This window comes from Streptomyces sp. NPDC052016 (genome assembly GCF_044548445.1).
Taxonomy (GTDB): domain Bacteria; phylum Actinomycetota; class Actinomycetes; order Streptomycetales; family Streptomycetaceae; genus Streptomyces.
In genome coordinates this window covers 53,291-68,521 of record NZ_JBIUBX010000017.1, presented here as the reverse complement: position 1 = coordinate 68,521, position 15,231 = coordinate 53,291, and the positions used below count along the sequence as shown (strand labels likewise).

Sequence of the window (15,231 nt, the reverse complement as noted above, 5' to 3'; positions counted from 1 at the left end):
CGGCCGGTGTGCATCAGCCGCTCACAGCGCGCAGCGCCCCCGGTTTGCGTCCGTTGAGGTGGTCCAACGCCGTGGCCGTGGCCTCGTCGGCCGGTAGGTGGACCATGAGGCGCTGGCCCTCCTCCGGCAGGGACAGCACCTCGTACGACAGGCGCAGCCGTCCTGCCTCCGGATGGTCGACGATGTCGATGCCGAACCGGGCCGGCATCGACGGAACGGCTGCCAGCCGATCGCTGAACGGGGCGCCCGCGGTGACGGTCAGCTCGTCGGCGAGCGCGGCGACGTGCGGGTCGTGCAGGGTGGCCTCGTGCCGGAGGTGGGCGACCTGCTCGTCGGCGAGGCGGTCCCAGCCGGGGAACACGGCCCGGGCCCGTGCGTCGGTGAACAGGTACCTCATGACGTTGGGCGCGCTGCCGTCGAGCAGGCCCAGCGGGCGGGCCAACCGCTCGTAGCCGGCGGTGTGCGTCACGATGTCGCCGATCCAGTTGAGCAGGACCGCCGGTGTCGGCTCCAGCCGGTCCAGGAGCGCGCGCACGGTGGGACGTACCGTGCGGGCAGGAGGTGCCGCCGAGGTGCAGAGCACCTGGTCGACACCGGCCTCCTTGGCCAGACGGCGCAGCAGGATGCGGTCGGGCACAGCCAGGCGCAGCGCGTCGCCGAGGGCGCCGAGGACCTGGGGCGAGGGGTTGCGGTCGCGCCCCTGTTCCAGGCGGGTGAGGTATTCGACGCTGACGCCGGCGAGCGTGGCCAGCTCGGCTCGGCGCAGTCCGGGCGTACGGCGCCTGGGGCCTGCGGGCAGCCCGACGTCGGCGGGTGTGACGGCTTCGCGGCGGGTGCGCAGGAAGGTGCCCAACTCGTTGTCGCTCACCCACCGAACGTACAACGGGTTCCGCCGCTGAGGGTGGCCCTCTCACTACCACCCTCGAGCCGGTCTCCCTTCCGTCCGGCGGCGCCGGGAGGGTGGAGACATGACTCAGGACAACACCGTGAAGACGCCGACCACGACGGCCCTGCCCCTGTCGCCGGGCGACTGGGAGCTCGACCCGCTGCACTCGGCGGTCAACTTCACCATCCGGCACCTCGGGATCGCCAAGGTGCGCGGCCGCTTCCGCGAGGTGACGGCCGGGCTGTACGTCGGTGAGACGGCCGACGACGTGCGGGTGAGCGCCGAGATCGCTCTTGCCTCTGTGGACACCGGGAACCCCGACCGGGACGCCCACACCCGCTCGGCCGACCTGCTCGACGTGGAGAAGCGTCCGACGATGGCCTTCCGCTCGACGCGCGTGTCCGGGGAGGGCGAGGACTGGACGATGGAAGGGGACCTGACCATCGGGGACGTGACCCGCCCGGTCACGCTCGCCGTCGACTTCGGCGGGGTGGTGGACTCCCCTGTGGACCAGAGGAGGCACGCCGGTTTCGAGGCGACGGGTGAGATCCGGCGCAGCGATTTCGGGCTGGACTTCGGCGCCGGGTTCCTCGGTGACGTTGTCAAGGTGCAGCTGGACATGCAGTTCGTCGAACCGCAGGGCCAGGGCGGCTGATGGTGGAACGGACGGCGCCCCGCGGGAAGTTCCCGCGGGGCGCCGTGTTTCCCGCAACGACCGGAATTATCACGACTGTTCAGAAGCAGTCATGATCTGACGGCTGTTCGGCCGGACTCCGGAACGCCGCTCGGCTCAGGCCTTGCGGGCGCGAGTCGTCTTCTTCGCGGGGGTCTCCTTCGTGGCCCCGGCCGCCTTCTTCGTCGCCGTGTTGTTGACGGACGTCGTGGCGGACGCCGTCTTCCTCGCCGTCGACCTGGCCGCGACCGTCTTCTTCGCCGCCGTCCCGCGCGAGGCCTTGACCGGTGCCGCGTCGCTGATGCGGTCAGCGCCGAGAATCTCCCGCAGGAACTTGCCGGTGTGGCTGGCCGGCACCCCGGCGACCTCCTCTGGGGTTCCCTCGGCGACGACGAGGCCGCCGCCGGCGCCACCCTCGGGGCCCATGTCGACCACCCAGTCGGCGGTCTTGATCACGTCGAGGTTGTGCTCGATGACGATGACCGTGTTGCCCTTGTCGACGAGGCCGGAGAGGACCTTGAGGAGCTTGCTGATGTCCTCGAAGTGCAGGCCCGTGGTCGGCTCGTCCAGGACGTAGACCGTGCGGCCGGTGGAGCGGCGCTGCAGCTCGCTGGCGAGTTTGACGCGCTGGGCCTCACCGCCGGACAGGGTGGTCGCGGACTGGCCGAGCCGGACGTAGCCGAGCCCGACGTCCTTGAGTGTGTTGAGGTGACGGGCGATCGCGGGAACGGCCTCGAAGAAGTCCGTCGCCTCCTCGATCGGCATGTTCAGGACGTCGGCGATGGACTTGCCCTTGTAGTGGACCTCCAGGGTCTCCCGGTTGTAGCGGGCGCCGTGGCAGACCTCGCACGGGACGTACACGTCCGGGAGGAAGTTCATCTCGATCTTGATCGTGCCGTCGCCGGAGCAGTTCTCGCAGCGGCCGCCCTTGACGTTGAAGGAGAAGCGGCCGGGCAGGTAGCCGCGGACCTTCGCCTCGGTCGTCTCGGCGAACAGCTTGCGGATGTGGTCGAAGACCCCTGTGTACGTGGCCGGGTTCGACCGGGGGGTGCGGCCGATGGGCGACTGGTCGACGTGCACGACCTTGTCGACGAGGTCGTCGCCGTCGACGCGGGTGTGCCGGCCCGGCACGTTCCTCGCGCCGTTCAGCTCACGGGCCAGGTGGGTGTACAGGATGTCGTTGACCAGCGTCGACTTCCCGGAACCGGACACGCCGGTGACGGCGGTGAACACGCCCAGCGGGAAGGAGACGTCGATGTCCTGGAGGTTGTTCTCGCGGGCGCCGTGCACCGTGAGCTGCCGGGCCGGGTCACGCGGACGGCGGATGTCGGGTACCGGGATGGCCTTCTTGCCGGACAGGTACTGACCGGTCTGCGACTCGGCGTTCGCGAGCAGCTCCTTCAGGGAGCCGCTGTGGACGACCTTGCCGCCGTGTTCGCCGGCGCCCGGGCCGATGTCGACGACCCAGTCGGCGACCTTGATGGTGTCCTCGTCGTGCTCGACGACGATGAGCGTGTTGCCCATGTCGCGCAGTCGGACGAGGGTCTCGATCAGCCGGTGGTTGTCGCGCTGGTGCAGACCGATGGACGGCTCGTCGAGGACGTAGAGAACGCCGACGAGGCCGGAGCCGATCTGGGTGGCCAGGCGGATGCGCTGGGCCTCGCCGCCGGAGAGCGTGCCGGCCGCGCGGTTGAGGGAGAGGTAGTCCAGGCCGACGTCGACCAGGAACCTCAGCCGCTCGTTGACCTCCTTCAGCACCCGCTCGGCGATCTTCTTGTCGCGGGCGTTGAGCTTGAGCTCGCCCAGGAAGTCCGCGCAGTCGCTGATGGACATCGCGGAGACCTCGGCGATGGACTTCTCCATGATCGTGACCGCGAGAACGATCGGCTTCAGGCGGGTGCCCTCACAGGTGGGGCAGGGCACCTCGCGCATGTAGCCCTCGAAGCGCTCGCGGCTGGCGTCGCTCTCGGCCTCGCTGTGCCGGCGCTTGACGAAGGGGACGGCGCCTTCGAACGGCGTCGTGTACACGCGCTCGCGGCCGTACCGGTTGCGGTAGCGGACCTCGATCTGCGTCTTGTGCCCGTAGAGGAGCGCCTTCTTCGCGCGCTGCGGCAGGCCCGCGAAGGGGATGTCCGTCCGGAAGCCCAGCGCGTCCGCGAGGGCCCCGATCAGACGGCCGAAGTAGTCCTTGGTGTGGCCGTGCGACCACGGGTGGATGGCGCCCTCGTCGAGGGACTTGTCCTCGTCGGGGACGATCAGCTCGGGGTCCACCTCCATGCGCGTACCGATGCCGGTGCACTCGGGGCAGGCGCCGAAGGGCGAGTTGAACGAGAAGGAGCGGGGCTCCAGCTCCTCGAACGACAGGTCGTCGTACGGGCAGTACAGGTGCTCCGAGAACATGCGCTCGCGCTCGGGGTCGTCCTCGGGGAGGTCGACGAAGTCGAGCACGACCATGCCGCCGGACAGGCCGAGGGCGGTCTCGACGGAGTCGGTGAGCCGGCGCTTGGCGGACTCCTTCACCGTGAGGCGGTCGACGACCACCTCGATGGTGTGCTTCTCCTGCTTCTTCAGCGTGGGCGGGTGGGACAGCTGAATCGTCTCGCCGTCCACGCGCGCGCGGGAGTAGCCCTTGGTCTGGAGGTCGGCGAAGAGGTCGACGAACTCGCCCTTGCGCTCACGCACCAGCGGGGACAGGACCTGGAAGCGGCTCCCCTCCGGCAGCTCCAGAACCCTGTCGACGATGGCCTGCGGCGACTGGCGCGAGATGGGGCGGCCGCACTGGGGACAGTGCGGCTTGCCGATGCGCGCGAACAGCAGACGCAGGTAGTCGTAGACCTCGGTGATCGTGCCGACCGTCGAGCGCGGGTTGCGCGAGGTCGACTTCTGGTCGATGGAGACCGCCGGGGAGAGGCCCTCGATGAAGTCCACGTCCGGCTTGTCCATCTGGCCGAGGAACTGCCGGGCGTACGACGAGAGGGACTCCACGTAACGCCGCTGGCCCTCGGCGAAGATCGTGTCGAAGGCCAGCGAGGACTTGCCCGACCCCGACAGGCCCGTGAAGACGATGAGCGAGTCGCGCGGCAGGTCGAGCGAGACATTCTTGAGATTGTGCTCGCGCGCGCCACGGACGATGAGACGGTCGGCCACGCCGGTCCGCACCTTTCTTGAGAGAAGTGACAGGGGCGGGGCCCCCGTCTTTCTCAGACTAGGGGGAGCCACTGACAACGCCGGTCGGGATTCACCGGTTCACAACAATCCCCGGCCATCCAGCATGCCCGACGCCGCCCCTGACCATATAGCACGCGCATTCGATTTGCGGGCGCGGTCCACCACCTTCACCCGAAGGAGTGGCGAAGCTAGGGTCAGCACCATGACTGATCACGCTCATGACCTGGTGTCTGTACGCGAAGCGACCGAACGGCTGCTCACCGCAGTCGCGAAGCTGGACGACGCGGCGGTGACCGAACCGTCACGCCTGCCCGGCTGGAGCCGCGGCCACGTCCTCGCCCATCTGGCCCGCAACGCGGACGCCCTCGTGAACGTCCTCCAGGGCCGTCCCATGTACGTCTCCGGTGAGGCCCGGGACGCGGACATCGAGCGGGACGCCCCGCGCTCCCTGGACGTCCAGCTCGCGGACCTGCGGGACAGCGCGGCGCGCTTCCAGGACGCCGGGGCCGCGCCCGCCGACTGGTCGCGGACGGTGGAACTGCGGAACGGGGTGACCGACTCCGCGGCCCGGGTGCCCTTCCGGCGGTGGGTCGAGATCGAGCTGCACCACGTGGACCTCGGCATCGGCTATGAGCTGGAGGACCTGCCGGCGGAGTTCACCGAGCGGGAGATCGTCTTCCTCGCGGAGCGGTTCACCGGGCACCCGGACGTGCCGCCGACACGCCTGACGGACGGCACCCGCGCGTGGCACACGGGCCGTGAGGGCGACGGGTCCGAGGTGACCGTCAACGGGTCCCGCGCCGACCTCCTGGGCTGGCTCGCCGGGCGCCGCGACGGCGCGGGGCTGACCGTCGAGGGTGGAGCCCTCCCGGCCCTTCCCCCGCTATAGGCTGGCAGCCATGACGTACAGCGGAGAGGTGAGGGTCGGCGGCCCGGCCGACGTGCACGAGCTCAAGGACCTGATGATCACCAAGATCGCGGTCGGCCCGATGGACAACAACGCCTATCTGCTGCGCTGCCGGGCCACGGACGAGCAGTTGCTGATCGACGCGGCCAACGAGGCGGAGACGCTCCTCGGCATGATCGGTGACGACGGCATCGCCTCCGTCGTCACCACCCATCAGCACGCCGACCACTGGCAGGCGCTCGCCGAGGTCGTCGCCGCCACGGGCGCGCGTACGTACGCCGGACGGGACGACGCCGCGGGCATCCCGGTGCCCACCGACGTCCTGGTCGACGACGGCGACGTCATCCGAGTGGGCAACGTGGAGCTCACCGCGCGCCACCTGGTCGGGCACACGCCGGGTTCGATCGCCCTCGTCTACGACGACCCGCACGGACATCCCCACGTGTTCACGGGCGACTGCCTCTTCCCGGGCGGCGTGGGCAACACGCGCAAGGACCCCGAGGCGTTCGCCAGTCTGATCCGCGACGTCGAGACGAAGATCTTCGACGCGCTCCCCGACGAGTCCTGGGTCTACCCGGGACACGGCAACGACACCACGCTGGGCGCCGAGCGTCCGCACCTGCCGGAGTGGCACGCGCGCGGGTGGTGATTTTCGCGTGCGCCCGTGGTGGCGCACGGTGCGCACCCGTGAGGGGGCGCGCGTCGCCACACGCGCGCCCCGTGTGAATGGCGTGCACGCGCCGGTGCCTCACGCGCGCTCCCCGCGACCATGGTCGCGCTGTCAACTGGTGGTAGCCCCGCGCGGGATGACGGCTCCCGCACGGAACGGGCCGCCGGCCTACGTTCCCCGCCCTCGGCCGGCGGCCCAGGCGTCGGGGTGCGGCCGTCATCACAAGACGGCAATGCCCGCCCCACCGTCCGGACCTGGGTGCGCACGCGGCGCTTCCTGTGGCGGGGCGTCGAGGCGGGGCCGGCCGTAAGGGGGCGGACTCCCGGAGACCGGTGCTTACGCGTCCGCCTTCCCCGTCCCCGCCAGCGCGGCGACCCGTTCGACGCCGAACACGTATCCCTGCACACCGCACCCCGCGATGACGCCGTCGGCGCGCAGGGAGACGTAGGAGTGGTGCCGGAACGACTCCCTCTGGTGGATGTTGGAGATGTGGACCTCCAGCACCGGCAGACCGTCGCAGGTGTTGAGCGCGTCCAGAATCGCGACCGACGTGTGGGAGTAGGCGCCGGGGTTGATCACGATCCCGCAGTGGTTCAGGCGCGCCTCGTGGATCCAGTCGACCAACTGACCCTCGTGATTGGACTGCCTGAAGTCCACTGTGCCGCCGTGCGCGGCAGCCGCCTTGACGCACATCGCCTCGACGTCGGCCAGGGTGTCCGACCCGTAGATCTCCGGCTGGCGCTGGCCCAGGAGGTTCAGATTGGGGCCGTTGAGGATCATGATCGGGGCGCTGGCGAGGGTGCGGGGCACGGTTCCTCCGGTCCGTCGGGGTGGTGCGGCCCGTCGAGGCCGCCGCTCAGACCCGGTTTATCACGGTGAAACAGCAGGACAGCAGGCCGTACGCTCCCGGCATGACGATCCCCGCGTATCCTCCCAAGCCCTCACCCGGTGACCGCGTAGCCGTCGTCTCGCCGTCCGCGGGCCTTCCCGGGCTCTTCCCGCGCCCTTACGAACTGGGGCTGGAACGGCTGCGGAAGGAGTTCGGTCTGGACCCGGTCGAGTACCCGACGACCCGGAAGACGGGCGCGACCGCGCGGGAGCGCGCCGACGACATCCACGCGGCCTTCTCCGACCCGGACGTGAAGGCGGTCATCGCGTCGATCGGCGGCGACGACCAGATCACCGTCCTGCCGCTGCTGGACCGGGAGTTGATCCGCGCCAACCCGAAACCGTTCTTCGGGACGAGCGACAACACGAACCTGCTCGCGTACCTGTACAGCACCGGCATCGTCGGCTACCACGGCACGAGTGTGATGGTGCAGCTCGGTCGGCCCGTGGGCATGGACCGGCTCACCGCCGACTCCTTGCGGGCGGCGCTGTTCACCTCGGGCCCGTACGAACTGCGGCCCGCCGAGCGCTGGAACGACATCGACCGCGACTGGGCCGACCCGGCGACCTTCGAGGCGGAGCCGGAGACCCGTCCCGGCACGGGCTGGACGTGGCTCAACGCCGACCGCGTGGTGGAGGGCCGCAGTTGGGGCGGCAGCCTGGAGATCCTCTCCTGGCTGCTCATGGCCGACCGCGAGATCTCGCACGACCTGTCCGTGTACGACGGCGGTGTGCTGATCCTGGAGACCTCGGAGGAACTGCCCAGCGCCACGGAGGTCTTCCGCACCCTGCGGAGCATGGGCGAGCGCGGCCTCCTGCAGCGCTTCCCGGCGCTGCTGATGGCCCGCGCCAAGACCTGGTCCTTCGAGCATCCGCACGGCCCTGGGGAAGCCGCACGGTACGCCGCCGAGCAGCGCGAGGCGGTGCAGCGCGCGCTGGCCTCGTACGCCCCCGACACCTTGGTCGTTTTCGACGTGGACTTCGGCCACACGGATCCGCAACTCGTCCTCCCCTACGGCGGGACGATCCGCGTCGACGGCCCCGCACGGCGCATCACCGTCACCTACTGAGCCGGTCGGCACGGCCCGCGCCGCCGTGCGCCCCCGTAACCCGCGGTGACGCCGGGTGGTTGAGGCGTCATGCACGACGTACACACCGTGAAGGCGCCCTCCATGCCACGGCTCGCGGCCGCCTCGCTCGCCGGGACGGCCATCGAGTTCTACGACTTCTTCGTCTACGGGACCGCGGCCGCGCTGGTCCTGGGGCCGTTGTTCTTCCCGACGTTCTCGCCACTGGCGGGGACGCTGGCCGCCTTCGCGACCTTCGGTGTGGGGTTCGTGGCGCGGCCGCTGGGCTCGGTGCTCTTCGGGCACATCGGGGACCGGCGCGGACGCCGGCCGGTCCTCGTCGTCTCCCTGCTGCTGACCGGCGCCTCGACGGTCGCCGTCGGATGCCTACCGACGTACGACCAGATCGGTCTCACCGCTCCCCTGGCGCTGCTCGTGCTGCGCTTCCTCCAAGGGCTGGGGCTGGGAGGGGAGTGGGGCGGCGCGGTCCTGCTGACGGCGGAGCACGCACCCGCCGAGCGGCGCGGCCTGTGGTCGAGCTTCCCGCAGGTGGGTCCCGCGGTGGGCTTCGTGCTGGCGAACGGAGTGGTGCTGGTCCTGACGGCGACGCTCACCGAGGCACAGTTCGCGCAGTGGGGGTGGCGGGTGCCGTTCTGGGCGGCCGGCGTCCTGGCGGTGCTCGGACTGTGGCTCAGGTCCTCCCTCCCGGAGAGTCCCCGGTTCCTGGAGATCGACGACCACGCGCGCGTGCCGCTCGTCGAGGTCGTGCGCTCCCATGGCCGACTCGTCCTGCTGACCGCCGGCGCCCTCGCCGTCGGGTACGCGATCTTCTACGCCGTCACGACGTGGTCCCTGGCCTACGCCACGGAGCGACTCGGGGTGAGCCGTACCGTCATGCTCGCCTGCATCATGGCCGCCGTGGTGGTGAAGGGCGCGCTGACGCCCGTGGCGGCACTGCTCGGCGACCGCTTCGGCCGGCGTCCGCTCTGCCTCGCAGGGTGCGCCGCGGCCGCCCTGTGGATGCTCCCCATGGTCGCTCTCCTGGCGACCGGCGAGCCGCTTTTGATGTTCTTCGGCATCCTGGGGGCACTGGTCGCCTTCGTCACGATGTTCGGCGTGATCGCCGCCTACCTGCCGGAGCTGTACGAACCGCGTGTGCGTTGCACGGGTGCGGCGGTGGGCTACAACCTCGGTGGCGTTTTCGGGGGCGCTCTCACACCCATCGTGGCGACGGCCCTCGCGGAACACGCGGGGCGCGTGCCGTGGGGGGTGGGCGCGTATCTGACAGGCGTCGCTCTGCTCAGCCTCGGATGCTTCGCCCTCCTCCCGGAGACACGTCCGGCGCCGGTGGCGGCGCCGGAGGCGGAGGCGGCCGCGGGATGACGACGGCGGACCTGAGCGGCTGCGCCGCGCCGCGTACGCCCCGCAGACCACGGCCGCCCCGGTCCTGGAGGCGACCGCGGGCTGATGAACGGCAGAGCGATGGCAGCCGCGGGGTGACGAACGGCAGGCGGGGGCAGCAGCGGGGTGCCGGATGCGGGACGGACTACGGGTTGATCGCCAACTCCAGGTACGCCGCGAGCAGCACCAGATGCACCCCGCCCTGGAGCGGCGTGGCCCTCCCCGGCACCACCGTCAGGGAGGCCACCACGACGGTCAGGGCGAGCAGCACCATGTGGGTGGCGCCGAGCCCCAGGACGAGTGGGCCGGAGAGCCAGATCGAGGCCAGGGCGACGGCGGGGATGGTCAGGCCGATGCTGGCCATCGCGGAGCCGAGTGCGAGGTTCAGGCTGGTCTGCACCCGGTCGCGGCGCGCGGAGCGCAGCGCGGCGATGGTCTCGGGAAGCAGCACGAGCATCGCGATGATCACACCGACGACGGCGTGGTGCAGGCCGGCGGCCTCCACTCCGGACTCGATCGTGGGCGATACGCCCTTGGCGAGGCCGACCACGCCCAGCAGGGCCATGCCGAGCAGCCCGAGACTGAACAGGGCGGTCCGGGTGGACGGCGCGTGGGCGTGCTCGTCGGCGGAGATCACGTCGCCCTGCCGGGTGATCGGCAGGAAGTAGTCACGGTGCCGGATGGTCTGCGTCGCCACGAACAGGCCGTAGAGGATCAGCGAGGACAACGCGGCGAAAGTGAGCTGGAAGGTGGAGAACTCGGGTCCCGGCTTGCTGGTGGTGAAGGTCGGCAGGACCAGGCTGAGCGTGGCCAGGGTCGCTACGGTCGCCAGGGCGGCGCCGGTGCCCTCCGGATTGAAGATCGCCGTGCCGTGGCGCAGCGAGGCGACGAGGAGGCACAGGCCCACGATGCCGTTGCAGGTGATCATCACCGCGGCGAAGACCGTGTCCCTGGCGAGTGTCGCGCTCTTGTCGCCGCCGTCCGCCATCAACGTGACGATCAGAGCCACCTCGATGATCGCCACGGCTACCGCGAGCACCAGGGAGCCGAACGGTTCGCCGACCCGGTGGGCGACGACCTCCGCGTGGTGGACGGCGGCCAGGACGGCTCCCGCGAGGACCATGGTCACCAGAGCGACGACCACGCCGGGCAGGTCACGGCCCCAGGTGAGGACCAGCAGGAGCACCGCGAGTGCCGGCACGAGGGACGTCCACCGGATGATGAGCGACCTGGGCCGAGCAACCATGCAGCGATCGTCGCAGAGCGATACTCGCTTCGCATTCCGGCCCGCACCGCCGTCCCTTCACCGGAGCGGCCGCTCCGTCGTAGATGCGCCCACGGTCCCCTCCCCACCCGGTCGTGGCGTCCCCGGCGGGAACCCCGCCGCACAGCGAAGCGCCGGAAGCGGTGACCGGCAATCCGCCGACCACCGCTTCCGGTGAGGGATGTCGCTACGTCGTCCGTGTCAGACGTCGATCGCGTCCTTCGAAGCGCCTTCGTTCCCGGTCTGCGCCTCCTCGGCCGCCGCCTGCTTCCGCGTGGCTCGCAGGCTGGTGATCGTGGTGACAATCAGGACGGAGCAGATGACGCCGAGCGAGACCGGGATGCTGATCTCCGGGACGTGCACCCCGGACTCGTGCAGCGCGTGCAGCACCAGCTTGACGCCGATGAAGCCCAGGATGATCGACAGGCCGTAGCTGAGGTGGATCAGCTTCTTCAGCAGACCGCCGATGAGGAAGTACAGCTGCCGCAGACCCATCAGCGCGAACGCGTTGGCCGTGAAGACGATGTACGGGTCCTGCGTCAGGCCGAAGATCGCGGGGATCGAGTCGAGGGCGAACAGCACGTCGGTGGTGCCGATCGCGAGCATGACGACCAGCATCGGGGTCATGACCCGCTTGCCGTTCTGCTCGATCCAGAGCTTGGTGCCGTGGTAGCGGTCGGCGACACCGAACTTGCGCTCGGCGGCCTTGAGCAGCTTGTTCTCCTCGTACTCCTCGTCCTCCTCCTCGGCCCGGGCCTCCTTGATGAGCTTCCAGGCGGTCCAGATCAGGAAGGCGCCGAAGAGGTAGAACACCCACGAGAAGCTGGCGATGATCGCGGCGCCCGCGGCGATGAAGATGGCGCGCAGGACCAGGGCTATGAGAACGCCGACGAGCAGCACCCGCTGCTGGTACTGCGACGGGACCGCGAACTTCGCCATGATCAGGACGAAGACGAAGAGGTTGTCGACACTGAGCGACTTCTCGGTGATGAAGCCGGCGAAGAACTCACCGGCGGGCTGACCTCCGCCGAAGATCAGCAGGCCGAGCCCGAAGAGCCCGGCGAGAGCGATCCAGACACCGGTCCAGATGCCGGCTTCCTTGATCGAAACGTCGTGTGGCTTGCGGCCGATGAAGAAGTCGACCGCGATGAGGGCGGCAAGGCCCACGATGGTCAGGACCCACAGGGTCGTGGAAACATCCACTGCGCCTCCGGCAGTACGTAACGGCAGGTAATCAGCGTCGTCGCGCTGCCGGAGGTCTCTTCCACCCCGGGTTCCGGCACGCAGCTTGCGCGCGGGACCACACGGGCCGACGCCCCGGGATCTGGTCAGATCCGTATTGACGGGTACGCCGCAGCAGACAGGGAGTACTCCCCTCCGTACGAAAGACAGTACCCCAATCACCAAGGATTGGTAAAGCAGTTGGCAAAAGAAAGACCAAAGCAGCTGGTCAGGGCACCTTTACGCGTGCTTGGCGAAACGGGTGAGCAGGTCACCCCCGCCACGAACGGCGGGCCGTGGCAACCTCGGTGAGGACACGCTGGAGCACCTGGCTGCCCGGGGGAACGAGCGCCGGCTCGTAGGTCCAGGCGTGTCCGACCCAGGGGTCGGCGAGGTGGTCGTCGGGCAGCGGCGTCAGGCGCATCAGCCCACGCCACAGCGGATCCAGCAACGGACCGTAACCATCGGCGTCCTCACGGTCGGCGACCATCATCAAATGGACACCGACGGTGGGGCCCTCGTCCGCGAGGTAGCGGAGTTGGTTCACCGCACGGTCGTCGAAGCCGTGCGGGAAGTCGTTGACGACCAGGAGTTGCTGGGACGTGTCGAAACCGGGCGGGAGCGAGTCGGCCGCGCCCCCGCGCACGGCCATCTGCACCAGGTCGACACGCTGGGTAAGCCGGCTCAGGACGTCCGCCACACCGGCCGCGCCGACGGCGGGCGGAGTCGCGAGTACACCGGTCTGCACCAGCGGCGCGAGCGCCTGCGCGCCCGAACCGGCCGGGTCGATGACGTGCACCGTGAACTCGCCCGCGGGATGCACCGCCAGCAGTCGGGCCGTGTGCGCCACCGCCGATTCCATGGCGAGGCGCCGTAGCTCGTGGGAGTCGGCGAAGGAGCCGTCGGACGACCCCGTCCGGCCGCTGTCGATCCACAGGCCGCGCTCCAGCGGGAGTCGGATCAGCATCGGGATGCGCAGCCGGTCGCTCTCCGACACATGCAGGTCCCCCAGCCGCAGGGCCATGGGCATCTCCATGGGGACGCGGTAGGCGTGCCAGACAGGGCTGTCCCAGCGGGCGTACGCCGGTGGCAGCGCGGGTTCGACGACGTCGGCCTCGGCGGTGAGCTGCGCGAGGTCACGGTCCAGGGCCTGCCGGGCCTGGTCGACGAGCTGCGTGTGCTTGGCGCGGGCCTTCTCCCGGGCGGCGTCGCCCTGACCGCCGATGCGGCTGCGCGGGTCGGAGAGGACCTCGTCGAGTTCCCTCTCCATGCGCGTGTCGGCGAAGTCGACGGCGCTGCGGTAGGCCGCCGTGGTGCGGGCCAGGTCCTCGAACATGCCCCAGACCTGGTTGTAGAGGCGCTCCTCCATGGACCAGCCGGTCGCGTCCCCGGCGACGGGCTGCCCGGGCTGGGCCCGGGGCGCGGTGGGCGGGGGCGGCGGGGTCGTGTTCCGGCGGCGCGGGTGGCTGTAGTCGATCGGGCCGCCGGCGGTGGGCGCCGCCGGAGTCGTCGCCTGTGTGGTCGCCGACGGATCCGCCGGCGGGGAATCTGTGGGGTAGGCCGCTCCGCTCTCCGAGGTCCCCGACGTCTGCGCGGCCGGGCTCGGGACGGCTGTGTACGGCCCTGCGGCGCCCTGCACGCCGTACGGCGAGCCGCTCTGGTCCTGGCCGAGAGTGGAGGCCGCCGCCTGCCGGGAGCGGTCGCCGTCCGCCGTGCGCGGTGGTGGGGCCGGCACGGAGCGGGCGAGACCCCGGACCACGGCCTCGTTGATGTGGGTCGCGAGCTGGTGCGCCTGTGGCAGGCCCTGGTCGGTGAGGAGGTCGGCGAGACCCCCGGCGTAACCCTGGCCGACCGCGCGCACCTTCCAGGCGCCCTGGCGCCGGTACAGCTCCAGGGCGACGACGGCCGACTCGGCGTCCAGGCCGGTGATGGTGTAGCTGGCGACCTCGGTGCCGTCGAGGCCGGTGACCGCGACGAAGGGGGCCGCGAGGGAGCCGAAGGTGACCGGTCCCCCGACGCCCGTGGGCACGGCCAGCAGGATGCTGACGCGGTGCACGGCCGCCGCGACGGCGTCCAGGTCCACCGCCAGGCGGTGATCGGCGGCCGCCTGCCGGGAGACCTCGAGGCCGGGCAGGGTGGGAGCGCCCGGGTGGGCCACCCATTCCACGCCGTGGATCCTGCCGCTCTCGTCGCTGAGCGTGGCACCGGCCACGATCGGCGTGCCGGCCGAGACCCTGATCTCGAGGCGGGCCTGGGAGAGCGGGTGGTTCTGCCCCCGCACCAGCTCGGCCGTCATCGCCTGTCGTCCCCCTGTGTCGCGTGTGACGTTGTCGTGTAGCGCTCCGCCCCCGGTGGGCCTACAGCACCGGCAGGATGGCGGGCATCAGGTCCTGGAAGGTGCGGCCGTTGGCCTGGGCGCCCAGGGCCGTCATGCTCCAGCCGCCGCCCACGCGGTGCACCTTGGCCATGATCTGGGCCGTGTACGCGCCGCCGCCGGCGAGCGTGTAGCGGGCGAGCTCCTGGCCGTTGGTCTCGTCGACCAGACGGCAGAACGCGTTCTGCACCTCCTGGAACGTCTGGCCCGTGAAGGAGTTCACGGTGAAGACGATCTGGTCGATGTGGACCGGGACGCGGGCCAGGTCGACGAGGATCGCCTCGTCGTCGCCGCCCTGGCCGACACCGCCGACGAGGTTGTCACCGGTGTGCCGGACGGAGCCGTCGTCGCTCACCAGGTGGCGGAAGAAGACGACGTCGACCGGCTGCTTGTCCGCGAACAGGACGGCGGAGGCGTCGAGGTCGATCTCCCGGGTGCGGGAGCCGAACAGGCCGCGCCGGGGGGCCGCCTGCCAGCCGAGACCCATGCGCACCGCGGTCAGGCTGCCTCCGTCGTTCTTCTGCAGACTGATGGCCTGACCCTTGGTCATGTTGACGGTCACGCGCTGATTCCCCTCTCGAACTGTCCCCTGTTGCCGCGGACCCCGCGGTTGACGAAAACCCTACGCAAGGGCACTGACAACGCCGTACCCATGCCCGGACTTTGTGTCGTTCTTGCAACACAGTGCGTACGGCGCCCGGGGCTCGCCTGG

Annotated in this window: 12 protein-coding genes; 5 read left to right on the top strand and 7 right to left on the bottom strand. The window is 70.4% G+C overall.

The window, feature by feature from the left end; translation table 11 throughout:
• Positions 1-13: 13 nt before the first annotated feature.
• Positions 14-868: a helix-turn-helix domain-containing protein gene (locus ACIHAR_RS21880; protein ID WP_400021170.1), complete on the bottom strand. Its 855-nt coding sequence runs from the start codon at positions 866-868 to the stop codon at positions 14-16.
• 100 nt (positions 869-968) lie between these two features.
• On the opposite strand from ACIHAR_RS21880, the gene ACIHAR_RS21875 reads away from it, so the two are divergent.
• Complete coding sequence (locus tag ACIHAR_RS21875; protein WP_400021168.1) at positions 969-1,541, top strand: YceI family protein; 573 nt, start codon at positions 969-971, stop codon at positions 1,539-1,541.
• A gap of 135 nt (positions 1,542-1,676) precedes the next feature.
• On the opposite strand, the gene uvrA is transcribed toward ACIHAR_RS21875, so the two are convergent.
• Entirely contained in the window at positions 1,677-4,706 is a 3,030-nt protein-coding gene (gene uvrA / locus ACIHAR_RS21870; protein ID WP_365470239.1) for an excinuclease ABC subunit UvrA, read from the bottom strand.
• A 223-nt stretch (positions 4,707-4,929) separates the two neighbouring features.
• Between uvrA and ACIHAR_RS21865 the strand changes: the two genes are divergently transcribed.
• On the top strand, positions 4,930-5,616 hold the full coding sequence (locus ACIHAR_RS21865; protein WP_365470242.1) for a maleylpyruvate isomerase family mycothiol-dependent enzyme: 687 nt from the start codon (positions 4,930-4,932) through the stop codon (positions 5,614-5,616).
• A 10-nt stretch (positions 5,617-5,626) separates the two neighbouring features.
• Positions 5,627-6,283 carry an MBL fold metallo-hydrolase gene (locus ACIHAR_RS21860; RefSeq protein ID WP_365470245.1) on the top strand — a complete coding sequence of 219 codons (657 nt, stop codon included), beginning with the start codon at positions 5,627-5,629 and terminating at the stop codon, positions 6,281-6,283.
• Positions 6,284-6,640: 357 nt separating this feature from the next.
• On the opposite strand, the gene aroQ is transcribed toward ACIHAR_RS21860, so the two are convergent.
• A complete protein-coding gene (gene aroQ, locus ACIHAR_RS21855; protein WP_365470247.1) occupies positions 6,641-7,114 on the bottom strand; it encodes a type II 3-dehydroquinate dehydratase in 474 nt (157 codons plus the stop codon).
• Positions 7,115-7,215: 101 nt separating this feature from the next.
• Between aroQ and ACIHAR_RS21850 the strand changes: the two genes are divergently transcribed.
• Both ACIHAR_RS21850 and ACIHAR_RS21845 read left to right on the top strand, forming a co-directional pair.
• The gene (locus ACIHAR_RS21850; RefSeq protein ID WP_365470250.1) at positions 7,216-8,262 is read left to right on the top strand and encodes a S66 peptidase family protein; all 1,047 of its coding nucleotides are present in this window, start codon (positions 7,216-7,218) and stop codon (positions 8,260-8,262) included.
• 69 nt (positions 8,263-8,331) lie between these two features.
• Entirely contained in the window at positions 8,332-9,642 is a 1,311-nt protein-coding gene (locus ACIHAR_RS21845; protein ID WP_365470253.1) for an MFS transporter, read from the top strand.
• 163 nt (positions 9,643-9,805) lie between these two features.
• On the opposite strand, the gene ACIHAR_RS21840 is transcribed toward ACIHAR_RS21845, so the two are convergent.
• From ACIHAR_RS21840 to ACIHAR_RS21825, 4 genes are all read right to left on the bottom strand, one after another.
• Positions 9,806-10,906: a calcium:proton antiporter gene (locus ACIHAR_RS21840; RefSeq protein ID WP_400021163.1), complete on the bottom strand. Its 1,101-nt coding sequence runs from the start codon at positions 10,904-10,906 to the stop codon at positions 9,806-9,808.
• A gap of 219 nt (positions 10,907-11,125) precedes the next feature.
• Entirely contained in the window at positions 11,126-12,127 is a 1,002-nt protein-coding gene (locus ACIHAR_RS21835; RefSeq protein WP_400021161.1) for a TerC/Alx family metal homeostasis membrane protein, read from the bottom strand.
• 289 nt (positions 12,128-12,416) lie between these two features.
• Positions 12,417-14,441, bottom strand: a complete 2,025-nt coding sequence (locus ACIHAR_RS21830; RefSeq protein ID WP_400021159.1) for a TerD family protein — start codon at positions 14,439-14,441, stop codon at positions 12,417-12,419.
• Positions 14,442-14,502: 61 nt separating this feature from the next.
• A complete protein-coding gene (locus tag ACIHAR_RS21825; RefSeq protein WP_365470264.1) occupies positions 14,503-15,081 on the bottom strand; it encodes a TerD family protein in 579 nt (192 codons plus the stop codon).
• Positions 15,082-15,231: the final 150 nt, after the last annotated feature.